Below are 22,637 nucleotides of genomic sequence, written 5' to 3'. Positions count from 1 at the left end.
AGAAGGCAGCCCAGAACAGCGGGCCGAGAGCAGAGAGCCAAAGATAAGGAGCAACCCATGACCAAAGCTGAAACTCCCGCCACCGAGACGGCGGTCAACCCCTATCCCCCCGTACGGATCGTCAACGATTCCTACGCCCCCAGCATCCCCAGCACCCGGATCAACCCAGGCAAGGCCGTGACGGACGGGACCATCGGCGTGCTGTTCATGGCCTACGGCGGCCCCGAAACCCTCGAGGAAATGCCCGGTTACCTGGCCGACATCCGCTCGGGACGGCCCACCTACGCCGAGGTGCTGGAAGAAATCAGCGGCAACTACGAGGCGATCGGCGGCAAGAGTCCGCTGCCGGAGTTCACCCGCGCCCAGGTCGAAGCCACGATGGCCAAGCTGGACGAGGTGGGCGACTACCGGGCCTACATCGGGATGCGCCATTGGTCGCCCTGGATCGAAGATGCCGTGCGCGACATGCTGGACGACGGCATCCGGCGGGCGGTGGCGATTGTGCTGGCCCCTCAGTACTCCAAGCTGAGTGTGGAGAAGTACCAGAAAAAGATCAAGGCGGCGCTGGAGATGTTCCACGGCCAGATTGAATTCGCCTTCGTGAACCAGTACCACACCGAACCCGGCTACATTACCGCGATGGCCGACCGGGTGCGGATGGGGTTGGCGGAGTTTCCCGAAGACCAGCGCGGCGACGTTCACGTGGTCCTCAGCGCCCACAGCCTGCCGGTGCGGGTGATCCGCGAGGGCGACCCCTACGCCGATCAGCTGATGGAATCGGCCCGCTTGATCGCGGCGCAGGCGGGGCTGAGCGAGGAGCAGTGGAGTTGGTGCTACCAGTCCGAAGGCCGCAGCCCGGAGCCCTGGTTGGGGCCACAGCTCGAAGACTGGCTACCGCAGCTGCACGCCGAACGCGGCATCGATAAGGTGGTCAGCATCGCCATCGGCTTCGTGTCGGACCATGTGGAAATTCTCTTCGACATCGACATTGAGGCGCAGAAGGTGGCCCAAGAATTGGGCATGCGCCTGGTGCGCCCGCCCGCGCTGAACACCGATCCGCTGTTTATCGGCACGGTGGCAAGCGTGGTACATAACAAAGCACAGGAACTCTAGATGGCTGCGGGCGGATGGTGGAGCTCATCACCGTCCGCCCTTGGTCCAGGAGATGGAATGACTGACATATCCGAGTCCTTAAGTGCGGCGCCGCAGGTTGGGTTGACCCAGGGTGGGGACCGCCGAGGCGCGGCCACGACTGATCAGCCGGTGATTGTGGTGGGGGGCGGTCTGACGGGCCTAAGCGCCGCCTGGGAACTGCAGCAGCTCGGCTTGCCGTATGTGCTGCTGGAAGCCGGGGACTACCTCGGTGGCAAGGTGCAGACCGAGTGGCACAGCCTGCCAGGTGCCGGGGATTTTCTGGTGGAAAAGGCCGCCGACGCTTTTATCCTGGGCAAGCCCTGGGCGCTGGAATTGGCGCGCGAGGTGGGCCTGGAAAGCGAGCTGATTCACCCCCGCGAGGACACCAAGCGGCTGTATTTCCTGAAAGGGGGCCGGCTGCTGCCTTTCCCGGAACATCTGCGGATGTTCGTGCCGCTGGACGAGCAAGCCTTTCGCCGCAGCGGGGTGCTGTCACCCGAAGGCACCGAGCGAATGCTGGGCGAGGTCAACGTGCCGCCCCGCGAAAACGCCGACGAGGACGAGTCGCTGGCGTCGTTCGTCACCCGGCGTTTTGGCGAGGAAGCCATGAACTTTATCGTGCCGATGGCGGCGGGCATCTATGTCGCCAACCCGCATGAACTGAGCATGCAGATGGCTTTTCCGCAGTTTCTGGCGATGGAACAGAAATACGGCAGCCTCATCGCCGCGCACCGGGCTTTGCCGCCGCGCACCGGACCGATTTTCGGCTCGTTCAGAGGTGGCATGGGTGAGTTGGCTGGGGCAGTGGGCCGCGCGCTGACGGAAGAAGTCCGGCTGAACAGCGCGGTTCGCCAGGTTCACCGGGACGGCGTGACCCTGGCCTCTGGTGAGCATATCGCTGGGCGCGGCGTGATCATGACCACCCCCGCCTGGTTCACCGCGCCGCTGCTGGCCGGTGACTTCCCGGAAGCTGCGGCGCTCGTCGGGCAGCTCAAGACCAACTCGTCGGTGGCCGTGATTCTGGCCTACCGCCGCGAGCAGTTCGCCTTTGACATGGACATGCACGGCCTGCAAGTGGACTGGTCCGAGGGCATTGCCATGACGGCCATCACGGTGCATTCCGGCAAGATGCATGGCCGCGCGCCGGAGGACCACGTCCTGCTGCGGGTGTTTTTCAAGAATACCGAACCCGGCGAGGCCCGCCGACTGGCCGAAGGGTATGTCCGGGAGCTGTTCGGGGCAGAGGGTGAACCGCTGTTCCACGCCTTTGCCGATTGGCGCGGCAAGAATCCGGCTTACGTAGTGGGACACCGTCACCACTTGGCCGCCATTCGCGCGGCTCTGCCGGGCACCGTGCAGGTCGCCGGAGCCAGTTTTACTGGGGTCGGTTTGCCCGACTGTGTGAACGCCGGACGCACCGCCGCGCGGCAAGTGATGACCAGCCTGGCAGAGTAGGGCGGCCCAGGCTTCTCAAGCCTGCCCCATGGACTGGTCGCCCTGGTTGAAGGGCTCTGGTCGGAGCGATTCGACCGCAATCCTTCTCAGACGTAGGCCACGTTGTTCTGAAACAGGGCCGCTATGCTGGCCCGTATGCAACGCCAGCGTCACCGCCAACAACTCCTGGGAACGGTTCTGCTGCTGGCTTCCCTGTCGGCGGCCTGTGTGGCGCAGGACGTGGGAACGCCGCAGCCGGTGGCCATTGCCACTACGGCTGACGCGGCGGACCCGGCCGCCTCTGCCGCGGCTGAAGTTGCTGAAGCCGAAGTGCTGGACTGGAATACGCTGGTCACGCCACAGACCCTCCCCCGGTTGCCGGTGCAGCCGCACGCTGCCGACGTTCAACCCGGCGCGGTGATGGCTTACGTCGCCCTGGGTGACTCGCTCACCGCGGGAATGCAGTCAGCAGGCCTGACCGCCCCAGAGCAGTACAGTGCTTTCCCGGCGGTGGTGGCGCGGCTGACCGATATTCCCTTCGGTATTCCGGCCACGCAGCTGGGCTGCCCGGTCCCGATGGGCGGCGGCCTGGCCGAAGCGTCCTGCCGCCGGGTGCTGCCGGGCGTGCGCGGCTCCAACTTTGCGGTGCCTGGCGCGCGGGCTGAGGACCTCTATACCAAGCGCGGCGCAGACAGCGACGACGACCTGACCCGGCGGCTGTATGGCCTGATTCTGGGGCCACAGCTGACCCAGGTGGAAGCCGCCCTGAAATCCAACCCCGACTATCTGACGCTGTGGATCGGATCGAATGATGCCCTGACTGCTGTGACTGAAGGTGATCCGGGGCGGGTGACGTCCCCGGAGGAATTTGAGCGGCACTACCGTGAGATTCTGTCCCGGCTGAAGCCCGCCGGGGCGCGGACCTTGCTGCTTACCGTGCCGGATGTGACGCAGGTACCGCTGATGACCCCTGGTCCGGTGCTGTTTGGGCAGGGCGTAGCCGAGGCCAACTGTCAGGGCAGCGAAAGCCGGTTGCCGCTGACCGCCTTTTTGTTGGGGCGCAAGCTGGACTGTGACGCCCCCTACGCACTGACTCCCGCCGAGGCCCAGACCATTCAGCAGACGGTAGAGGCGTACAACGCCAGTATCTACCGCCTCGCCGCCGAGTTCGGCCACGACGTGCTGGCCGTGCAGCCGTTGATGGACAGTCTGGAGATGCACCACGCCGAGGATGAAAGCAGCCGCACTCCCTTTGGCCGTGACATGTCCGCCGACGGTGTCCATCTGTCCAGCGAGGGGCAGCGCAAGCTGGGCTACGCAGTGGTCAACCACGTCCACCGCTTCTGGAAGGTGGACCTGCCTGCCGCCGCGCAGGCTGAGTTGGCAGCGGCAGGTCTGGTGTAGACCGACTAATTCAGGCCGGCCAGATGAGGCCCAGCGCCCAGGCCAGCAGTGGGCTGAGCAGCAGCGCTGGCAAGAAACTGCCGACCCGCACCCGCTGATCGGTAAATTCCAGCGCGCTGAGCATCAGGTTCCAGGCGATACCGAGCAACACCACACCGCCAGTGCCGGTCAGGGCCAGCATGACCGGATGGTCACGTAAAGAAGCCGGGTCTAGGTCCGCCAGCACCGAACTCGCCAGCGCAAAGGAGCCTAGCGCGATGCCGCCCTGCACGGTCAGGATGCTCAGCGCACTGAGCAGCACGCCCGCGCCGTACACCCCCGCCAGCGCTGTGGCCGCGATAATGTCCAGCCCGGATTTAAGCAGGTAGGTGGTGGGGTCGCCGGTCAGGCCGTTTTGTAGGCCGCCGATAATGGTCATGGGGCCAACGCAGAACAGCAAGGTGGCCGCCACAAAGCCTTCAGTAAAGCGTCCCCCACCCCGGAAGCGGCGCTGAGCGCGTTCGCCCAGGCGGGTCAGGCCCTCTTCAATATGCAGCAACTCGCCGAAGACCACGCCCACCGCCAGGCCGACCAACCCCACGATCACTCCCGGCACCGGCCCGAAGCTCAGGTCACGTAGCGCCCAGGCCATATCCAGCCCAATAAAGAGGGTGATCAGCGACAGGGCCTGCAGCAGTGTGCGCTGAACCTGCACTGGCACGCGCTGGCCGAACCACATCCCGGCCAGGCCGCCGGCGATGACGGCCAGCGCATTGACCAGGGTGCCGAACAGAACAGTAACTAGACTCATGGGCAGCCGATTCTCCTTGCTGTAACGCGGTACCGTCTCAGGCGGCGCAACCGCAGCTGCATGAAGATAGCACTCCGCCGCCGCTACACTGCGTCCATGTTGTCTGCCGCGCCGCCACTGCGCCGTCTGTCCCGTGAAGTGGCTGAACTCACCGGGCTGCCACCCCAGCGCGTGGAAAGAGTGCTCTCGCCGCTGCGCCGGGGATTGGTGCTGGGGATACACGAAGTCGGCGGCAGCGCCCACCGCTGGAGCCTGGGGGAACACGCTCCCGTGGAGCCCGCCGAAATCGCCAGTGTGACCAAGCCTTTGACAGCGGCGCTGCTGGCGGTGCTGGCTGCGCAGGGGCAGCTAGACCCCCACGCTCCCCTGCGCGAGCTGGGTGGGGTCTGGCGGGGATGGCCGGCCTGGGTGACGCTCTACGCACTGGCGACCCACACTGCGGGCCTGCCCGCCCACCCCTTACGTGCCGGGCTGACCGCGCTGCTGGATTGGCAAGACCCCTACGGGCGCATGGACGAGGCCGCAGTCCTGGCGTCCGGGCAGCGCTGGGCCAACCGGTGGCAGGCGGGGCAGTTCGTGTATTCCAACCTGGGGGCGGGCGTACTGGCCTTGGCGCTGGCCCAAGCCGCCGGTGCGCCAAGCTACCCCACTGCCCTGGAACGGGCCGTCCTGGGCCCGCTGAACCTGCGTCACACCTACTTTCCTTCGCCCACCGAACTCCCTTACCGCGCCACCCGTTTCGGGCCGCTGCTGGGCGCTGGGGGTCTGTGGTCGGATGTGGGCGACCTGCTCGCCTTTGCACAGGCACACCTGAGTGGAGCGCTGCCGCCCGACTGGCAACTCACGGTCACGCCGCGCCGCTTGCCTGCTGGGCTAGACGAAGTAGCCCCCGGTTGGCTGGTCTCCGGGGGCCTATGGTGGCATGATGGCGTCGCGCGGCACTCACGGGCGGGCCTGGCCTTTCGGCCCGCAACGGGCCGGAGCGTGGCCTTGCTGGTGGCCGGTGGGCCTGGACGCTTGAGGCGAACTGCACTGGCGGAAGCCCTGAAGGTACTGAACTAAAGGCTCCTAGTCGGGCCGGTCCTCGTGTGGCTGACCCGACAGCAACGGTGAGACAATCAAGGGCCGGAAAGCGGGATCGTCCACCAGTTCCCAGCGGCGGCGGGCCACCAAGCTGAGCACGGCGCTGACCAGCAGCATGGCCCCCAGCGCTCCCATAAAGTCGGTGTAATGGCCCTGGTAAGCCCCAGCAATCGCGTGGCGCAGCGCTCCTACGGTTTGCGTCACCGGCACCCAGTTGTGGATGGTCTGGAACAATGGTGGCGCCAGCTCCACTGGATAACTCCCGCCCGACGACGCCAGCTGAATGATCAGCAGAACCAGCGCGATGAACCGACCCACTGCGCCAAACAGCAGAATCAGCGCCAAGATGAGGGCCAGAAAGGTCAGACTGGTTAGGACCGAGGTGGCCAGCACTTCAGCAGGATGCAGATAGCTGACTCCCAGTGCCTGCACGACCAGGACCATCAGGGCGGCCTGGGCGATCACCACCAGCGCCGGAACCAGTGCCTTGCGCGCGACCCGCGCCAGCTGGCTGGTCTGACGGGCACTGTAGGGCAGCTGCTGATACGGAAAGATGAAGGTGGTCAGTACGGCCCCAACCCAGAGGCTCAGGGCCATAAAGTAGGGCGCGAACCCGGCTCCGTTGTTGGCCACCGGCGCAAATTTTTCGGTTTGCACTGCCACACTGCGGCTGAGACCTGCGGGGTCGCCGCCCATCTCCTCTTGCCGGGCTGGGATCTGCGTGTGGAGCTGACTTAGGCCGTCGGCCAGTCGCTGGGCACCACTGTTCACCTCCGCGCTGCCCTGGGTCAAAGCACCGGCACCGCCTGACAGGTCCTCCAGGCCGCTGCTCAGCTGAGTGCTGCTCCCGGCCAGGGTCGCTGCTCCATCACTCAAGCGGTCCAACTCGGTTTGCTGAGGCAACTGGTCTTGGATGGTGCCTACGCCTGCGCGCAAGTCGCCCAGGCCAGCTATCAGGTCCCCCACTCCTTCCTCCAACGCTGCCGCACCTGTAGACAGCTGGGCCGCGCCCGCTGCGGCCTCGCGGCTACGGTCTGCCAGGGTCTGGGCACCGGCGCTCAGGTCAGCGGCACCGGCGGGCAACTGCGCCGCCCCAGCCGCCAGTTGCTGCGCTCCAGTGACGGCCCGGCCAGCTCCCGCCTGCGCCTCTTGCAGACCAGACGCAAGCCGACCCGCCCCGGCGCTCAGGTCAGTGGCACCGCTGGCAAGGCCAGCGGACCCTGTGGCCAGTGCCTGGGCGCCCTGACGGGCGGTGGCCGCGCCTGCTTGCAGCGGAGGCAGGGCCTGCGCCAGCTGTCCAGCGCTGCTGCTGACTTCCTGCGCCCCCTGTTTGAGACCGACCAGTCCAGCCTTCAGCTCGCCAGGTAACGGCTGAGCACTCACGCGGTCATTCACTTCGCTCAGTCCACCCGCCAGCTCATTGGCGCCACCTTGCAGGCGATCTGCTCCAGTCTTCAGCTGTCCCAGGCCCATTTCCAAGTCGGGAAGTCCCTCGGCCAGTTCCGCACTGCCACTGGCCAAATCTGCGGCACCCTGCTGTAAGCGATCACTGCCGCCGGACAGGTCTGCCGCGCCGGACACCAACTGACCCAGACCGCTTTGAAGCTGCGGGACCTGCCGGGCCAGTTCCGCACTACCGGACGCCACGCCGTCGGCTCCAGCTTGCAGGCGCTTACCTCCGGCGGCCAGCCTTTCGGCACCCCCGGACAGTTCCTCCAGGCCGCTGGCCAGATCGGCGCTGCCCTGACGGACCCCGGCGGTCCCACTCCGCAGTGGCTGCAAGGCGGCTTCGTCTGGGAGGCCAGCTTGTACCTGTTCCAGACCGTCCCGCAACTGAGCGGTCCCGCCGGTTAGGGCCTGCACTCCACCGCTGATGTCTTCGGCGCCGGACGCCAGCTCAGCGCTGCCTGCTGCGGCGCGGTCCATTCCAGCACTCAGATCACGCGCCCCAGCGTCCAGACGGGCCGTACCGTCCGCCAGGTCCTGGGCACCATCTGCCAGCGTGCCAGTGACCTCCCGCAGGTCCGCAAAACCACTCTGGACCTCCTCAAACGACAGCTGCACCGCCTCCCAGCGCGTTTCGCTGAGGGTCTGGTTCAGCTGGTCTTCCAGCCCCGCCGCGAACGAATCCGCCACCCGGCTGGCGAAATAGTTGGACCCTTCCGACACATACAGGTTCAGCACGCCATGTTGAGTGCTGTCTCCCTGAACTGCCCGGCGGCTGAAATCACCCGGCACCGTTAGCGCAAAGTAGATGTCGCCGCGCTGAACTGCCGCCTGAGCCGCGGCCTGGGTCGGGAAAACGGTGAGGGCGAACGGCGGATCATCCTGAAACTCCGCCATCAGGTCACGGCCCAGGTTGATCGTTTCGCCGTCTCGGCGGGTTCCCTGATCCAGATTGACCACCCCAACCGGGAGGGCCTGCAAGTTGCCGTAAGGGTCCAGCGCACTCGCCAGATTGATTCCGGCGTACAGCGACGGCACCACGACAATGGCAGCGGTCCCCAGCCACATCATGGGCCAGCGCCACATGGACCGCTCGCTGGGGGTCAGACGGCGAAAGTCTCGGGCAAATTGAGCTATAGACATAGGATCTCCCTCGGGCAGCTTGGGCCTGCGGCAGCAGCATAAGCCTCTCTAGCTGGAAGTATCTGTCTCTCTTGACAATTTGTCAAGTGACGTTTTGTCAAGAGAGTGCTAGATTTATCCTATGGCCCCTGCCGTTTCCAAGACACCCCACCATTCCTCTGCCCACTCTGCCAGACGGCTCAGCGCCGACGACCGCCGCCAGCAGATTCTGGACATGGCGGCGCAGCTGTTTATCCAGCGCGGGTTCGAGGGGGTCAGGATGGCCGATCTGGCCCAGGCCCTAGGCACATCACGGCCCACCATCTACGGCTATTTCGCCTCGACAGAGGAAATGCTCAGCGGCCTGCTGGAGCAGCAACTGGACGGGCTGCCAGAGCGGCTGCGGCCCTACCTGCTGCAAGGGCCGGGGCGTTTCAGGGCGCTCTTCGGGGCGCTGCTGCAGGAGCGCGAGTTGTTACTCTTGCTGAATGCCGGCGGCGGCCCACTGTTCCGCCAGAAGCGCCAGGAATTCCTGCTGACCGTGCAAGAGCGGCTGAACATTACCGAGCTGCCCCGGGCCCAGCGCCACGCTGCCGAGCAACCCTACCTGGCCCTCATCGTGATGGAGTTGCTGGGGGCACTCAGCTACGCGCAGCTGAGTCAAGGAGAGCTGGACACCACGCAGCTCTCGCGGCATCTGAACGACTTTATCGAGGGCGGGCTGGCCGCCGTGACCCGGCAGACATAACCCTCAGACAAAGGCACTCAGCCCAGTGATGGCACGGCCCACCACCAGCGTGTTGATCTCGTTGGTCCCCTCGTAGGAGTAGATCGCCTCGGTGTCCACGAAGTGCTTGGCGACTCCGTACTCCAGCAAGATGCCGTTCCCGCCGAAGATCTCGCGGGCGCGCGCCACCACGTCGCGGCAGCGGGCCGCCGTGTGTACTTTGGCAAGTGAGGCCTGGGCGTCTACCAGCCCGCCCTCGTCGGCGAGGTGCGACAGGCGCATCACCATACCCAGCATGGCAGTCACGTCACCCAGCATCAGCACCAGATGGTTCTGGATCAGCTGAAATTCCCCGATCCGCTTGCCAAACTGCCGCCGCTCCTGGGCGTAGGCCAGCGCCAGCTCGTAGGCGCCCATCGCGCAGCCGACCCCTTGCCAGGCCACCCCAGAGCGGGCCAGGCCCAGCACATCCGACACCGTGTCCCAGCCACGCGTGGCGTGCAGGCGGAACTCGTCGGCCACCCGGCAGTCCTCCAGGTAGATGTGGCCGTTTTCCACCATACGCAGCGCGATTTTGCCCATGATTTTCTCGACGCGGTAGCCGGGCGTCCCGGCCTCAACCACGAAGCCGCGCACCTCGTCGGTTTCCTCGTCACGGGCCCAGATCACTGTGAAGTCCGAGAAAGTGGAGTTGCCGATCCACTTTTTCTCGCCGTTCAGCACCCAGCCGTCACCGTCACGGCGGCAAGTGGTCCGCATACCCTGACTCACCTGTGAACCGCCCTCCGGCTCAGTCAGTCCGAAGGCCCCGATGCGGCGCAGGTCCAGCATGTCGGGCAACCAGCGGGCCTTTTGCTCGTCGCTGGCCCCTAGCGCGATGGAAGCTGCCGCCAGCCCCGAATGCACCCCGAAGAACACGGCCGTGGACACGTCTACCCGGCAAGCTTCCAGGGTGATGACGCCTTCCATCATGGCGGCGTCGGGGCGACGGGTGCCATCCTCGTTCCAGATGCGGCGCAGCAGGTCCAGCTCACGCATCTTGCCGATCAGCTCGCGCGGGAACTCGTCGCGGCTCCAGTAGTCGTTCATGATTGGGGCGACCTCGGCGCGCATAAAGCGGTTCACCTGCGCCGCCACCTCGGCCTGCTCATCGGTCAGCAGTTCCAGATAGTCGTAGGCGTCGCCGTCCGCAGCGGGCAGCTCACGCTTCTTGCCACTGCCGCCCACGCCCAGGGCGCGGCCCAGTTGCATCAACTGCTTGTCGTTCATGTTGCCAGCAGCGTTCAGCAGGCCCGCCAGGTCCACCCGGCCAGCCAGTGCCCCCAGCTTCTCCAGGTCCAGTTGCTGCATCAGCTGAGTCAGATCCGGTGTGTCGTGTTGTGACATGCCTTCAGTTATAGAAAAAACCCCCGCCGCCGTCAGGAACGGGCAGGGGATTTGGGGTTGAGACGTGATTTAGACGCCGCTCACACGTGAGCGTTAGCGGCGAACGATACGGGTGTCGGCTTCGGCGGGAGTGTCGGCTGCGCCAAAGGCCGTAGCAGCGCTGCCGTGGCGGGCGCCAAAGTACTCGGCCAGGGCGTCTTGCTCGCTGCCATCGGCGGCAAAGGTGAACTCGCCGCTGCGCTTGTCGCTCAGCAAGTCGGTCAGCTTTAGGGCCGCGAATTCAGCGGTGCCTTCTTTGGGGAAGGGGTAGCTGTCGCCGCCAGTTGCCAGGAAGCCCAGCGTGACCATGCGGTAGGAGCGGGCAGCCGCGGCAGCATTCAGCTGACCTTGCTGCATCAGCACCACACGCTGCGTACCGGCAGCGGCACCATTAGCGTCATCAATCACGATGTCGGTCAGGCGCTGACCTGCGGGACGGCTGGCGTCGTACGCAAAGCTCAGGCCACCCACCTGCGGAAACTGTCCTGCCGCGTTCTCCACGTTGGCTACGCCGTGCTCCAGCAAAGCCGCCAGCTGCGTGCCGGTCACCGTGACCAAGCTTAGGGCGTTATTGAAGCGGAAGGCCAATTCCAGGTCCAGCTGCGACACCTGGCCGCGCTCACTGATGCCTGGCGTCCCCTGCGGCGCCGAGCAGACGGGGGTGGCCGCCGTGCTGCCCGGAGGCACGATGCACTGACCGATGGGGCCGCGAATGCCGCCACCGTTTTTCAGGCTGATGGCCGTGCTGGGGTCCACCTGCTGTCCGTAAAACAGGTTGGCGTCGGCGCTGAGGTTGCCCAGGTTGGTTTCCTGGCCGCGCACGCCCCGGCGCTCACCGTTCAGGTACACGTTGGTGTAGCCCACGATGTTCCCGGCGCGGGTCTTCAGGGCGCCGGTCAGCCCCTCCGACACGCGGACCACTGCGGGGCTGGCGGCGTCCACCTTCACTCCTAGGTCGCGCAGGCCCTGCTCGTCGGTGGCGTAGGCGCCGCTTTCCTTGGCATTTACGCTGGCCGGAATCACGCGGCCCTGGGCATCAAAGTCCACCAGCAGGCGGCCCAGGTAGGTATAGTCGCCCTCAGTGTTGACCACCAGCACAGGTGCGCCGTCTTTGCCCGCGAAGGTCAGCGGATAGGCGCCTTTTGCAGTGTCCCCGGTCCGCAGGCGGTCGGTGTCATCGGCCAGGATGGTGTTGCTGCCCCCGGCCACGATGATGTCCACACCCCGGAGCCGGGGCGCCAGCTCCTGCTCCACGTTGATGGTCTGCATGTGGGCCAGCAGGATGATCTTGTCCACTCCCTGCGCCATCAGGGCGTCGGCGTCTTGCTGAATCAGCGCCGCCAGGGCGTCCAGATCGTCTGCCTTGGCTGGTGCCACGCCTACTTTGCCCACGTTGGTGATGCTCCCCAGGCTGGGGGTGCTGGCTCCAATCAGGCCGATGGTCTGGCCGCCCACTTCTGCGGTGGCGTAACCTGCCACCTTTCCGGCCAGCTCTGTAACGCTTAGGCCGTCCTTGCCGGTGATCTTGGCGGTGGCCTCATCCGGCGCAAAATCCAGGTTGGTGGACAGGTAAGGAAACGCAGCCCCGTTCCAGCCCTCACCCTGGCTCAGCAGGCCCGCGAATTCGGCGGTACCCATGTCCAGGTCGTGGTTGCCGACTGCGGAGGCCTGCACGCCCAGCGCGTTCAGCCAAGCGACGTGGGCGCGGCCTGCGCCGGCCTTGCCCAGCACCGCATCCAGCGCACTGTCGCCCGCCACGTTGTATTCAGGGCCAGGAATCCAGTTGTCACCGCTGCTCACGACCAGGGTGTTCTCCGGCTGCTGGGCACGGAAGGTGTTCAGCAGGGCCGAAAAGCGGGGCACATTGCCGATGATGTCACGGCCACCGTCCACATCCGAGAAATGCAGCAGTTGCAGGCGGTAGGGCGCTTCAGGGTGGGCCGGAGCCGTTTGCACCGGAGCGCAGGAGGCCAGAAGACCAGCCGTCAGAGACAGGGCAGCTAGGTTAAATTTTCTCATGTCAGCTGACATTGTACGCGCCCGGCTGTCAGCTGTAGGTCATAAGGCGGGTGCTAAAGTGTGTGCCCTCCCGTGGGGAACAGCCTTTAGGAGTGGCAAGCCATCAGACCTAAGACAAATCCGATGTCTGCTGAGCGGCCAATTTGGCATAGTGAAAGTCGCCGCCTGCGAGGACTTAATCTCTTTACTGCTCCCCCAGCCTGAACCTGCCAGATCCCCAGGAATCCACCCTCCCCCCTATTCTCGCTCCCTCAGAGAGGATGACCGCGCCCGCCATGTTGCAACAGCTTCTGATCAACTTTGCTTTGCTGACGGCCCTCACCTACCTGTTCAGTTTGACCTTCCGGGCCTGGCCTTTGCCACATACCCGCATCTTTCAGGCACAGTCCATCCTGCTGGGAGCAGCCATTTCCCTGGTTCTGATTCTCTTCCCGGCACAGATTGCGCCGGGAATCATCATTGACATGCGGTCTATTCCGCTGATCTTTGTGGCCCTGGTGTTTGGCTTGCCTAGTGCCCTGCTGGCAGCCATTCCCATGCTGGCCTACCGCCTTTGGATGGGCGGGCCTGGGGTGATCCCTGCGGGAAGCAGTATTTTGCTCATCCTGTTGGTGGTCTGGCTGCTGCGCGAGCGGTTCATGCGGGAGGGCGTCACCTGGCGGGAACGCACCGCACTGGCCACCCTGATGCTGCTCCCCAACGGCCTGCCACTGGGGCTGCTGCCGGGCGGCCTCCAGATTCTGGCGCAGAGCTACCTGCCGCTGCTGCTGCTGAACGTAAGTGGATTTATGGTGACCCTGGTGATTCTGACAGACCGTCTGAAACTCTTGCGGCTCAATGCACTGTTCCAGCAGCAGGCTTACCAGGACAAACTCTCTGGCCTGCATAACCGCCGCCAGTTCGATACCGACCTGCCCTCCATCACTCCCGGCGATCTGGTCATGATGGTGGACATCGACCATTTCAAGCATATCAACGACACTTACGGCCACCTAGTCGGGGACAAGGTGTTGGCGGAGATGGGCCGACTGCTCAGCGGCAGCCTGCGGCCAGCGGACCGGGCCTACCGCTACGGCGGCGAGGAGTTCGTCCTGCTGCTGCGCTCGCCCAAGGCTGGCTGTGCCCTACCCATTGCTGAACGACTGCGCCAGCAGATTGATAGGCAACCGCTGAGCATCCCCGCTGAGGGACAGACCCTTGACCTGAATGTCAACGTATCCATCGGGGCCGCGTGGCACGTTGCCGCTCAGCCCCCTGCACAGACCGTCGCTCAGGCCGACCAGGCCCTGTATCAGGCCAAGCAAACTGGCCGCAACCGCAGTGTGGTGTTCAAGGACAACTGCGGCGCGATGGAGTGAGCCTGGCCCCAGCGTTCCCAGTCAGGGGAGCTGGCTGAGACCACGCTTAGCCTTCCTCTAAATCAGCACCCTGTCAGACTCCTTCTACTTCCTGCGCTTCTAGCATCAGGCCCCCCACCTTAAAGGCCTCACGCGGCTGGGCGTACTCGGTGTCCATCTGGGCCAGTTGTAGCCGCCCACTCACATCATCGTTCACACCGTGCCAGTAGGTGTAGCTGTCCAGCACCCACACGCCACTTTCGCGCGCGCCGTTGCCGCTGCCCTTGATCCCGCCGAAGGGCATGTGCGCCTCAGCCCCAGTGGTGGAATTGTTGATAGAGGTCATGCCCGCCTCAATTTCTTCCTGAAAGCGGTTGGCCCAGGTGCGGTCGTTGGTGTAGATGGCGCTGGACAGGCCGTAGTCCACCGCGTTGGCGGCGGCCATGGCTTCGTCGAAGCCATCCACCCGCACCAGGTTCACCGTGGGGCCGAAGACCTCGTTCTGGAAGAGACGCATACCCGGCTTCACTCCTTCCCAGAGGGTCGGCCAACCGTAAAAGGCCGCGTCGGGATCGCCCTGAAAGCCGCTGGGTTTGTTCTCAGGCGTGATGCGCCCCGCGCCGTACAGGAGCGTCGCGCCGTCCTCCTCGCCCCAGGCGTAGTGCTGCTCCCAGGACCGGAAAAAGCGCTCATTGATGAAGGGACCGTACAGCACGCCGTCATGTTCGGTGGGGTTGCCGATTTTTATCTCCTGCATGGCGGCCAGCAGTTTGTCGCGGAACTCCTCGTAGACAGGGGCGTCCACGATGATGTTGCCGGCACTGGTGCAGCGCTGCCCCCCCGTGCCGTAGGCGGCCCACAGTGCGCCCTGCACGGCGTTGTCGAGATCGGCATCGCGCATCACCACCAGCGGGTTCTTGCCCCCCAGTTCCAGTGAAGGCGTGCTGAGGTTGCGCCCCGACACCTCCCCGATCCAGCGGCCCACCTGGGTGGACCCGGTAAAGGCGATCTTGTCCACCAGGCCTTCATCCAGCATTTCTACGATGAACTGCCCTGCCGCGTCCTTGCCGCCGCCGAAGACCACGTTCAGTACACCGTCTGGTACGCCCGCTTCTTCCAGCAGCCGCGCAAAAGCGTAAGAGGTCAGCGGCGCGTCCTCGCTGGGCTTCCAGACCACCGTATTGCCCGTCAGCAGCGCAGGAATGATCTTCCAGCTGGGCACGGCCACCGGGAAGTTACCCGCCGTGACCATACCCACCACGCCCAGCGGGCGGCGGTAGGTTTTCAGTTCCTTGTTGGGCATCTCGCTGGGCACGGTCTGCCCGTAGAGGCGCCGGCCTTCCGATTGGAAAAAGGCGCAGGTATCTACTGCTTCCTGTACGTCGCCGCGCGCTTCTTTCAGCGTCTTGCCCATCTCGCGGCTGAGCAGGCGGCTGAGGGTTTCCTTCTCGCGGGCAATCGCCCGGCCGATGTTCCCGATAATCTCGCCGCGCACCGGGGCCGGCGTGCGCCGCCAGCGTGGGAAGGCCTCCCGCGCCGCCTGACAGGCCCGGCGCACGTCGTCCTTGGTCGCTTCGGGGAACTCGCCAAGCACGTCGCTCAGTCGTCCACTGGAACGGCTGAGAAAAGTCTGATCACTGCGGACCTCTTCGCCACCGATCAGGTGGCCGTAGCTTTGGGGGCGGGAATTGGGTTGGGTGGGGGTCATGGGTTCCTCCTCGGTGAGCTGTAGCTTTGTTCGTTTGGCTCAGTGGACGGCAGCGCTTTAGCGCCCGGCGGTCTGACTGGAATAGGTGCTCTCAAAAATCTTGTCCGCGTTGCCCGCCTCAAAACCTTCACGGCGCTTATCGCGGGTCAGCTCGTTTTTGGGCAGGTCGGCAAACTCCGGTAGCGGGCGGCGCTCCGCAAACTCCACATAGCTGCCGCTGATGCGCTCCAGGTGTCCACCTGCAAACTCGGCGTCAATCATTTCTGCCACCGTGCTGCTCTGAATCAGCAGGCCGTCGGGGCTGGTCTTGGCCTTACCGCCGCTGGAGTTGAGGGTGTAGCCATGACCCTCCAGAAAGGCGTTGAACTGCTCAATGGTGTCGTAGCCTTCCGGCAGGTTATGCACGCTGACCGTAAAGTGATTGAGGTAATAGCGGTTGTAGATGACCCAGGCGGCATACTCGGACTCCTCCTGAAGCCGCTGGTAATCTTCCCAGCTCGGCAACCGCCACAGTGCCCGGTGAAGGAATTCATCCACCTGCACACCGTCGTCCAGGTTCAGGTCGTCTACCGGATCACTCGGCACTTCATCGGTATAGCTGGTGATGATGCGCTGCGCTTCCTCGCTGAGATCGCCCACCCGCAGCTCGGAAACGAAAATGCGCGGAAAGTTCGGCTGGCCGGGCAGTGGGTCGGGCGGCGAGTACCAGTAGGCGTTCAGCTTCTTGGCCGCGAAATCGTAAGGCTCGCGGCGCTGGTAGCCGTAGTGCAGGAAAATTTTCTCGAAGCTCTGAATGCCCAGCTGCGGTACGCCCATGGTGCGAAAAGCGATGTGATCGTTCTCAATGTCCTCAGCCTGCCCGATCAGGCCACCCTTGACCATATCGTCTATAACGCTTTGCACGTCCGGCACCCGCTCCTGGTAACGGCGCATTAGGCCGCTTAGGACGTAGTTCAGGGTTTCTCTGCGGTCAGTCATTTCAGTGCTCCTTATACTCTGCATAGGGTTTGACTTAAACAATGTGCCGCTCCGCTGTCGCGGCACCCTGCCCGAAGCGCTCCAGGCGCAAGCTGCTCACATCAATAAACGGCTCCTGGTCCTGCGCGAACGCCGCCACGATCCGGCCCACTGCCGCCGCCTGCTGCACCCCATGACCGGAGAAGCCACAGGCATTGATCCAGCCTGGTGCCTCGGCCATGCGGCCCAGAATCGGGCTGCCGTCGGGGGTCATCTCGTAGTAGCCCCAGAACGAGTACGAACGGTCCACTTCCAGCTCAGCCAGCCAGGGAAAGCGGTCCCGTGCGACCTCGCGCACATGGGTCAGCCAGGGCCAGTCGATGCCCTCTTCGAGACCGTCCGGCTGATAGGGGTTGGAGACGGTGAAAATGACGGTATCGTTGTGCCCACGCAGCCACAAGTTGCTGGCCACATCCACCGTCAGCGGATAGCTCGGTTGACCGTTGCCGGTTTTGGTGCGGTACACGCTGCGGCGGCGCGGGCGCACCGGCACGTCCAGCCCGGCCAGCGCCGCCACCGCCCCGCTCCAGGCGCCCGATGCATTCACGATCAGAGGAGCGCTGAAATCACCCTGGCTGGAATACACCGTCCAGCCCTCCCCTACCGCTTCGATATGGGTCACTTCGGCTTGTCGGTGCAACTCAGCGCCGCGCCCTAATGCCATGTCGGTGTAGGCGTTCAGCGTGAGCAGCGGGTCAATGTAGCCGTCCTGCGGGCCATAGGTACAGCGGTAGATGCCGCCCAGCAGATACGGGACGTAACGCGCACCTTCTTGCGGTGTGACCACCTCAACGGGCGCACCCACGGCACGCTGCACCGCTACGCCCTGCTCATGCGCTTCCCAGGCAGCTTCAGGCACCAGAAAGAGATAACCGTTCTGGACATAACCGCTTTCCCGGCCATACAGCTCGGGAAAGCGCTGGTATTCCTGAATGCTCTCCCAGGAAAGGCGCACGTTCACCTCTTCAGAGAACTGCACCCGCACGCCCGCGCCGCTGCGCCCCGACGATCCACGTCCCGGTGCCGCCCCCCGGTCCAGCACGGTGACCCGGAGGCCTGCTTCACTCAGGCGAAAAGCGCAGGCGGCTCCGATGATGCCGCCGCCGATGACGATCACGTCGGAGAATTGTACGGTCAAGGTGTCCTCCCGAAAAATCGAACAATAAAAACAAGGCTGCTCTTGCGACTCGAAAAGAGAGGCCGGAGCACTGCGAAATGAACCTCTCTGGCCCCCACCGGGACACATCAAGAGAAGCCTGAACTGTAAACTGCATCAGCACTCTAACCGGGCCGCCGAGCAGATTGCAAGCCGTAAGTTGACCGTCCAGTACAAATATCTCAAAAAAAGAACCCATGCTATGCACATGGGTTTCAGAGGAGGGCCTGGCCTTACAGTTTAATTTCGCCTTCGTCGCGGCCTGCCCAGTAGGTAATGCGCTGGCCTGCTATCTCGATCATCACCAGGTCCGGCGTGTCGATACCTTCTGGAAACCATTTGTCCAGGTCAGGATTCCAGTGTTCCTGAAACTGGGCCTTGTCGCGGACCAAGTTGGCGTGGCCCTGAACTTGAATGTACAGGTCGTCGCTCTGGTAGCCCTGGGCCACCTTGGGATTCGCTTCGATTTCAGCCACCATACGGTGATCGCCTTCGGTGAAGAAATAGGCGGTGCCTCCGTACTCCACCTCGCCGTTGTTGCTCATGGGGCGGCCCGAAATCTCGCCGTTCTCGGCGTGGGTGCTCAGCATGCAGATGTCCAACTTCTTCATGGCGGCGGAAATGTCTTGCAGGGTCATGTCACTCATGTGTGGCTCCTTTCGAGCAAAGATAAGAAGAGACGGCCTCCCTACCCTAAACCGCCCAGCGTGCGGCGCACAGGTCTGTAAACCTTTAGAAAATGTCACTGGTGGCCCAGTGCCGTCTCCGTCTGAACTGGGCCGCCCCCTACATGCTTTAAGCTCAGCCCTATGCACAGGCTCGCCGACTGGGTTACCCGCGCACCCCGGCAGGTGCTGGGCATTTTTGCCGCCCTGCTGGTGCTGGCCGTCCCACTTGCGGTGCAGGCCCCGGGGCGCATGACCGCCAGCATCGGTGAATTGCCGAACGCTGAAAGCACGCAGGTCACGGCGCTACTGAGATCGGAGTTCGGAGAGCAGCAGCTGAACACCGCGCTGCTGGTGGTCCAGCCACAGGCAGGACAGCCCGCCGGAGCCAGGGCCACGGCACTGGGCGAGTTTCGTGAAGGTCTGGAAGATGTCCCAGGCGTCCTGTCGGTGCAGTCGGCGTCGGAGCTGGGCGGGCTGCACCCCGCCGGAGACGGCCCCGAACTGGTCGCTGCCCAGATTCCGCTGTATGAGGGGGCCACTGAGGCGCTGCGAGCGGTACGCCGATTTGCTCAGACTTTTGAGGAGGAGCGCGGGCTGGAGATCGGCGTGACAGGGCTGCAGGCCATCGCCGACGACTTTACCCACTACGCGGAATCCGATACCCGCCGCAGCGAGCTGACCGCCATGCCGCTGATTGCCCTGGTGCTGCTGCTGGTGTTCGGGGCATTGGTCGCCACGGGGCTGCCGATGGTGGTGGGCGTGGTCAGCATCACCCTCACGCTGGCCACGCTGTATCTGCTGGCCAGCTGGCTCAATATCTCTACTTTTACGCAGAGTGTCGTGACCATGCTGGGGCTGGGGGCCGGCATCGATTACGCGCTGCTGATGGTCAGCCGCTTCCGCGAAGAGCTGAGCCGCGACCTAGACAGTGTGCAGGCAGCCCACACCACCATGCTGACAGCAGGGCGCTCGGTCACCTGGAGCGGGGCCACGGTGGCCATTGCGATGGCTGGGCTGACGGTGCCGCCGCTGGCCTATGTGCAGAGCATCGGCATCGGCGGGGTGCTGGCAGTGGGCATGACCGTACTGACTTCGCTGACAGTACTGCCCGCGCTGCTCACGCTGCTGGGTGAGCGGGTCAACAGTCCCCGGCGCTGGGCAGTGCGCTCCGGGCGCCTGGCCGAGCTGTCGCCACGCTGGCACGCCTGGGCGCACCGGGTCATGCGCCGCCCCTGGGCCTGGACCCTGGCAGGGACGGCGCTGTTGGCCCTGCTGGCCGCGCCCACCTTGGGCATGCAGACCGGCTACGGCGGGGCCTGGGGCCTGTCTGCCGGCATTGAAAGCCGTGACGCGCTGGACGATGTGCGCGGGCTGGGCGCGGGTGGGCTGCTCTCGCAGTTCGAGGTGATTCTGACCCTGGACCGCCCTTACGACCCGCAGCACGACGCCGAAGCCTTCCGCGCAGTGACAGAGAACCTGCGGGCGGTGCCGGGGGTGCAGACCGTGGTCAGCCCTTTTCTGAGCCCGGAGGACCTGGCCGGGGCGGGGTCAGGCGGGCAACTGGACGGGCTGGCAGCGGCCATGGCCCTGAACGAACGCTCTTTCGCGCCGGGCGGCGAGTATTTGCGGGTTACCGTGATTCCGGACCGCTACCTGCGCTCGGACGAAATAGATGTCATAGAGCCGCAGCTGCGCGCCGCACTGGACACCGGCCCGTTCGGTTTTCTGCTGGGCGGCGCTCCGGTAGGCGAGCGCGAGTTCAGCCGGGCGGTGATGGGAGCGCTGCCGGGCGTGATGCTCAGCGTATTTGCGGCGACCTTTATCCTGCTGTTGCTGGCCTTTCGCAGCCTGGTGGTCCCGGTCAAGAGCATTTTGCTCAACGGGCTGACCGTGGCCGCCGCCACCGGAGCCGTGACCCTGGCGCTGCAAGGAGGTCCGCTGGGCGAGCTGCTGGGCTTTCCGCCACAGGCGGACGTGGTTGACGCCATGTTGCCGCTGCTGCTGTTCAGTGTGATGTTCGGCCTGAGCATGGATTACGAGATTTTCCTGATCTCGCGGGTCTATGAGGGCGTGCAAGCGGGCCTGAACAACGACGAAGCGGTCGCGCAGGCGGTGGGCCGCACCGCGCGGATCATCACCTCGGCGGCCCTGATTATGCTGATCGTGTTCGCGGCCTTTATCGCGGGGCGGGTGGTCCTGACCAAAAGCATCGGCCTGGGATTGGCCGTGGCCGTGCTGCTGGACGCCACACTGGTCCGACTGGTGCTGGTGCCCGCCGTGCTGAAACTGGCTGGGCGCTGGAACTGGTGGCTCCCCGGCTGGCTGGAGCGCCGTTTGCCCCATCTAGAAGTGCGGCACTGAAGGCCAGGCCGCCAGGTCTGGCAAAGACATCCTGCCCTGCCCGGGTATGTTTAACTACGTTCCGTGAGTTACCTGCTGGTCATGATCGGAATCGCGCTCCTGTACTTCGGCGGGGAACGCTTGGTCACCAACGCTTCGGCCCTGGCCCGCTCGTTCGGGCTGACCCCCTACGTGGTGGGGCTGACGGTGGTCGCTTTCGGCACGTCCAGTCCAGAACTGGCCGCCACGCTATCGTCTAGCTTGTCGGGAACACCGGACATGGCGCTGGGCAACGTGGTGGGCAGCAACATCGCCAATGTGGGCCTGATTCTGGGTCTTACGGCACTGGTTTATCCGCTCGCCACCGGGCGAAGCACCGTGACCCGCGAACTGCCGCTCATGCTGGCCGTCTCGCTGCTGCTGTGGCCGGTGGTGCAGGGTGGCATCAGCCGGGTTGAAGGGGCCGTGCTGTTCGCCCTGTTGATCGCCTATGTGATGTGGCAGCTGAAGTTGGGCAGCACTGACCCGGCAGCCGTGGAGGAAGCCGAGCGCGAGGCTGCCGAGGAAGAAGCTATCCCAACTGGCCAGGCCCTCCTGGGCGCGGTCATCGGCATCGCCCTCCTGGTGGCGGGCGCACAGGCCTTGGTCACAGGCGCCACTGCGCTGGCCCAGGCGCTGGGCATCTCCGAACGGGTCATCGGTCTGACCATGCTGGCACTGGGAACCAGCTTGCCAGAACTGGCGAGCAGCCTGATCGCCGCGACCCGGCGTCACACCGAGCTGGTGCTGGGCGGCATCATCGGGTCCAATATCTTTAATATTCTGGCGATCTTGGGGTTGACCGCGCTGGTTCAGCCCCTCCCAGTGGATGTGCAGTCAGCCCAAGGCGACATCTTGGTCATGATCGGCTTTGCCGCTGCCGCCCTCCTGCTGATGTGGCGGACCGCCCGACTGGGCAAACTGGGTGGCCTGGTGCTGCTGGCCGCTTACGGGGCTTATACCTACACGCTGTTCTGAGTGACCCTCACGCTTACTTCCTACCTCTTTTCTCCCTGCGCCAGCAACAGTGGAATCTGGAAGGTGGCGGGGCCCTGGGCGAAATACGTGGCCAAATCGGTGAGGTGTTGAGTACGCAGCTCTTCCAACTGCGCCGCGCTGAGGGCCCGTAGCGGCAAGCCTTCGAGCCCCTGCACGATGTGCTCCCAGCGCTCCTCGGCGCTGCGAATGGTCAGCGGGACAGAGCGGACCTCGAGGTGCAGCTGGGTGAATCCAGCCCTGGTGAGCAGTTCGGCGGCCCTGTCCAAACTGGCGATGCGGGCCGCAGGCGGCACCACCGGGCGTAGGCCCAGCGGGGCCAGCCGCGCCGCCCACAGGCTGGGCAGCGGGGCCATCAGCTCCCCGGTAAACGAGCTCAAGACCGTTCGCCCACCCCGGCACAGGACACGCTGCCATTCGCGCAGGGCGGCCTCCATGTCTTCCATGAAAAATAGCCCGGCGGCACACAGCACCCCATCCTGGCTCTCACTGGCTACCGGCAGCGTGGCTCCATCAGCCAGGGCATAACTCAGCCCAGGTTGGGGTGGGTATTGGCGGGCTTGTTCCAGCATCGGAGCACTCAGATCGGTGCCCAGAACCTGCCCTTCAGGCCCCACTGCGGCAGCCAGCGCACGGGCCGCTTCACCCGTACCTGTCGCCACATCCACCCAGTGCTCACCGGCAGCAGGAGCGGCCCAGGTCACCAACTCACGCGCGCTGACCGCCAGAAAGCTGAGGCGGCCGTAGTGACCGGCCACTGCGTCACAGTCGGCCAGCGTGGCGCGGGGCACC

At 64.8% G+C, this 22,637-nt stretch carries 17 protein-coding genes; 8 read left to right on the top strand and 9 right to left on the bottom strand.

The genetic code is table 11. The features are described from left to right. Positions 1-57 precede the first annotated feature (57 nt). The 3 genes from hemH (at position 58) to LMT64_RS12120 (ending at position 3,972) form a co-directional block, all read left to right on the top strand. On the top strand, positions 58-1,113 hold the full coding sequence (hemH, locus tag LMT64_RS12130; protein ID WP_126351774.1) for a ferrochelatase: 1,056 nt from the start codon (positions 58-60) through the stop codon (positions 1,111-1,113). A gap of 57 nt (positions 1,114-1,170) precedes the next feature. Then, a complete protein-coding gene (gene hemG / locus LMT64_RS12125; RefSeq protein WP_126351775.1) occupies positions 1,171-2,589 on the top strand; it encodes a protoporphyrinogen oxidase in 1,419 nt (472 codons plus the stop codon). A gap of 135 nt (positions 2,590-2,724) precedes the next feature. Beyond that, positions 2,725-3,972 (top strand): SGNH/GDSL hydrolase family protein, encoded by a 1,248-nt coding sequence (locus LMT64_RS12120; protein WP_229253479.1) that lies wholly within the window; start codon positions 2,725-2,727, stop codon positions 3,970-3,972. Positions 3,973-3,982: 10 nt separating this feature from the next. On the opposite strand, the gene LMT64_RS12115 is transcribed toward LMT64_RS12120, so the two are convergent. Continuing rightward, positions 3,983-4,762 carry a DUF554 domain-containing protein gene (locus LMT64_RS12115; RefSeq protein ID WP_126351777.1) on the bottom strand — a complete coding sequence of 260 codons (780 nt, stop codon included), beginning with the start codon at positions 4,760-4,762 and terminating at the stop codon, positions 3,983-3,985. Between the two features lie 96 nt (positions 4,763-4,858). On the opposite strand from LMT64_RS12115, the gene LMT64_RS12110 reads away from it, so the two are divergent. Beyond that, a complete protein-coding gene (locus tag LMT64_RS12110; RefSeq protein WP_126351778.1) occupies positions 4,859-5,824 on the top strand; it encodes a serine hydrolase in 966 nt (321 codons plus the stop codon). A 6-nt stretch (positions 5,825-5,830) separates the two neighbouring features. Here LMT64_RS12110 and LMT64_RS12105 read toward each other — a convergent pair whose 3' ends face one another. Next, positions 5,831-8,434 (bottom strand): YhgE/Pip domain-containing protein, encoded by a 2,604-nt coding sequence (locus LMT64_RS12105; RefSeq protein ID WP_126351779.1) that lies wholly within the window; start codon positions 8,432-8,434, stop codon positions 5,831-5,833. Positions 8,435-8,555: 121 nt separating this feature from the next. On the opposite strand from LMT64_RS12105, the gene LMT64_RS12100 reads away from it, so the two are divergent. After that, on the top strand, positions 8,556-9,161 hold the full coding sequence (locus LMT64_RS12100; RefSeq protein WP_126351780.1) for a TetR/AcrR family transcriptional regulator: 606 nt from the start codon (positions 8,556-8,558) through the stop codon (positions 9,159-9,161). Positions 9,162-9,164: 3 nt separating this feature from the next. Here the strand turns inward: LMT64_RS12100 and LMT64_RS12095 are convergent, their stop codons facing one another. Together LMT64_RS12095 and LMT64_RS12090 are read right to left on the bottom strand one after the other, a co-directional pair. Continuing rightward, positions 9,165-10,526 (bottom strand): acyl-CoA dehydrogenase family protein, encoded by a 1,362-nt coding sequence (locus LMT64_RS12095; RefSeq protein ID WP_170165950.1) that lies wholly within the window; start codon positions 10,524-10,526, stop codon positions 9,165-9,167. A gap of 93 nt (positions 10,527-10,619) precedes the next feature. Next, positions 10,620-12,584 carry a bifunctional metallophosphatase/5'-nucleotidase gene (locus LMT64_RS12090; RefSeq protein ID WP_126351781.1) on the bottom strand — a complete coding sequence of 655 codons (1,965 nt, stop codon included), beginning with the start codon at positions 12,582-12,584 and terminating at the stop codon, positions 10,620-10,622. Between the two features lie 260 nt (positions 12,585-12,844). On the opposite strand from LMT64_RS12090, the gene LMT64_RS12085 reads away from it, so the two are divergent. Further along, positions 12,845-13,942 (top strand): GGDEF domain-containing protein, encoded by a 1,098-nt coding sequence (locus LMT64_RS12085; protein ID WP_229253478.1) that lies wholly within the window; start codon positions 12,845-12,847, stop codon positions 13,940-13,942. A gap of 73 nt (positions 13,943-14,015) precedes the next feature. On the opposite strand, the gene LMT64_RS12080 is transcribed toward LMT64_RS12085, so the two are convergent. The 4 genes from LMT64_RS12080 to LMT64_RS12065 all read right to left on the bottom strand — a co-directional run bounded on the left by LMT64_RS12080 (position 14,016) and on the right by LMT64_RS12065 (position 18,449). Next, on the bottom strand, positions 14,016-15,629 hold the full coding sequence (locus LMT64_RS12080) for an aldehyde dehydrogenase family protein (protein ID WP_126351782.1): 1,614 nt from the start codon (positions 15,627-15,629) through the stop codon (positions 14,016-14,018). Positions 15,630-15,686: 57 nt separating this feature from the next. Then, positions 15,687-16,607, bottom strand: coding sequence for a DUF1338 domain-containing protein (locus LMT64_RS12075; protein WP_126351783.1), 921 nt, complete (start codon positions 16,605-16,607; stop codon positions 15,687-15,689). Between the two features lie 34 nt (positions 16,608-16,641). After that, positions 16,642-17,784 (bottom strand): NAD(P)/FAD-dependent oxidoreductase, encoded by a 1,143-nt coding sequence (locus tag LMT64_RS12070; RefSeq protein WP_229253477.1) that lies wholly within the window; start codon positions 17,782-17,784, stop codon positions 16,642-16,644. A gap of 251 nt (positions 17,785-18,035) precedes the next feature. Further along, positions 18,036-18,449, bottom strand: a complete 414-nt coding sequence (locus tag LMT64_RS12065; RefSeq protein WP_126351785.1) for a pyridoxamine 5'-phosphate oxidase family protein — start codon at positions 18,447-18,449, stop codon at positions 18,036-18,038. A gap of 162 nt (positions 18,450-18,611) precedes the next feature. Between LMT64_RS12065 and LMT64_RS12060 the strand changes: the two genes are divergently transcribed. Both LMT64_RS12060 and LMT64_RS12055 read left to right on the top strand, forming a co-directional pair. Next, positions 18,612-20,831, top strand: coding sequence for an MMPL family transporter (locus tag LMT64_RS12060; RefSeq protein WP_126351786.1), 2,220 nt, complete (start codon positions 18,612-18,614; stop codon positions 20,829-20,831). Between the two features lie 63 nt (positions 20,832-20,894). Next, positions 20,895-21,827 carry a calcium/sodium antiporter gene (locus tag LMT64_RS12055; protein WP_211334170.1) on the top strand — a complete coding sequence of 311 codons (933 nt, stop codon included), beginning with the start codon at positions 20,895-20,897 and terminating at the stop codon, positions 21,825-21,827. A gap of 20 nt (positions 21,828-21,847) precedes the next feature. Here the strand turns inward: LMT64_RS12055 and LMT64_RS12050 are convergent, their stop codons facing one another. Beyond that, a complete protein-coding gene (locus tag LMT64_RS12050) occupies positions 21,848-22,636 on the bottom strand; it encodes a class I SAM-dependent methyltransferase (protein WP_126351787.1) in 789 nt (262 codons plus the stop codon). Between the last annotated feature and the right edge of the window lies 1 nt (position 22,637).

This window comes from Deinococcus radiophilus, from assembly GCF_020889625.1.
Taxonomy (GTDB): domain Bacteria; phylum Deinococcota; class Deinococci; order Deinococcales; family Deinococcaceae; genus Deinococcus; species Deinococcus radiophilus.
Note: the sequence above shows the minus strand (reverse complement) of the source record. Positions and strands in the feature narration are given on the sequence as shown.

Excerpts from the sequence above, each read along its gene's own strand:
- LMT64_RS12095 (WP_170165950.1), bottom strand. The coding sequence starts at position 10,526 with ATGTCACAACACGACACACCGGATCTGACTCAGCTGATGCAGCAACTG.
- LMT64_RS12065 (WP_126351785.1), bottom strand. The coding sequence starts at position 18,449 with ATGAGTGACATGACCCTGCAAGACATTTCCGCCGCCATGAAGAAGTTG.
- LMT64_RS12080 (WP_126351782.1), bottom strand. The coding sequence starts at position 15,629 with ATGACCCCCACCCAACCCAATTCCCGCCCCCAAAGCTACGGCCACCTG.
- LMT64_RS12115 (WP_126351777.1), bottom strand. The coding sequence starts at position 4,762 with ATGAGTCTAGTTACTGTTCTGTTCGGCACCCTGGTCAATGCGCTGGCC.
- LMT64_RS12110 (WP_126351778.1), top strand. The coding sequence starts at position 4,859 with ATGTTGTCTGCCGCGCCGCCACTGCGCCGTCTGTCCCGTGAAGTGGCT.
- LMT64_RS12090 (WP_126351781.1), bottom strand. The coding sequence starts at position 12,584 with ATGAGAAAATTTAACCTAGCTGCCCTGTCTCTGACGGCTGGTCTTCTG.
- LMT64_RS12100 (WP_126351780.1), top strand. The coding sequence starts at position 8,556 with ATGGCCCCTGCCGTTTCCAAGACACCCCACCATTCCTCTGCCCACTCT.
- LMT64_RS12060 (WP_126351786.1), top strand. The coding sequence starts at position 18,612 with ATGCACAGGCTCGCCGACTGGGTTACCCGCGCACCCCGGCAGGTGCTG.
- LMT64_RS12120 (WP_229253479.1), top strand. The coding sequence starts at position 2,725 with ATGCAACGCCAGCGTCACCGCCAACAACTCCTGGGAACGGTTCTGCTG.
- hemH (WP_126351774.1), top strand. The coding sequence starts at position 58 with ATGACCAAAGCTGAAACTCCCGCCACCGAGACGGCGGTCAACCCCTAT.
- hemG (WP_126351775.1), top strand. The coding sequence starts at position 1,171 with ATGACTGACATATCCGAGTCCTTAAGTGCGGCGCCGCAGGTTGGGTTG.
- LMT64_RS12105 (WP_126351779.1), bottom strand. The coding sequence starts at position 8,434 with ATGTCTATAGCTCAATTTGCCCGAGACTTTCGCCGTCTGACCCCCAGC.
- LMT64_RS12075 (WP_126351783.1), bottom strand. The coding sequence starts at position 16,607 with ATGACTGACCGCAGAGAAACCCTGAACTACGTCCTAAGCGGCCTAATG.
- LMT64_RS12085 (WP_229253478.1), top strand. The coding sequence starts at position 12,845 with ATGACCGCGCCCGCCATGTTGCAACAGCTTCTGATCAACTTTGCTTTG.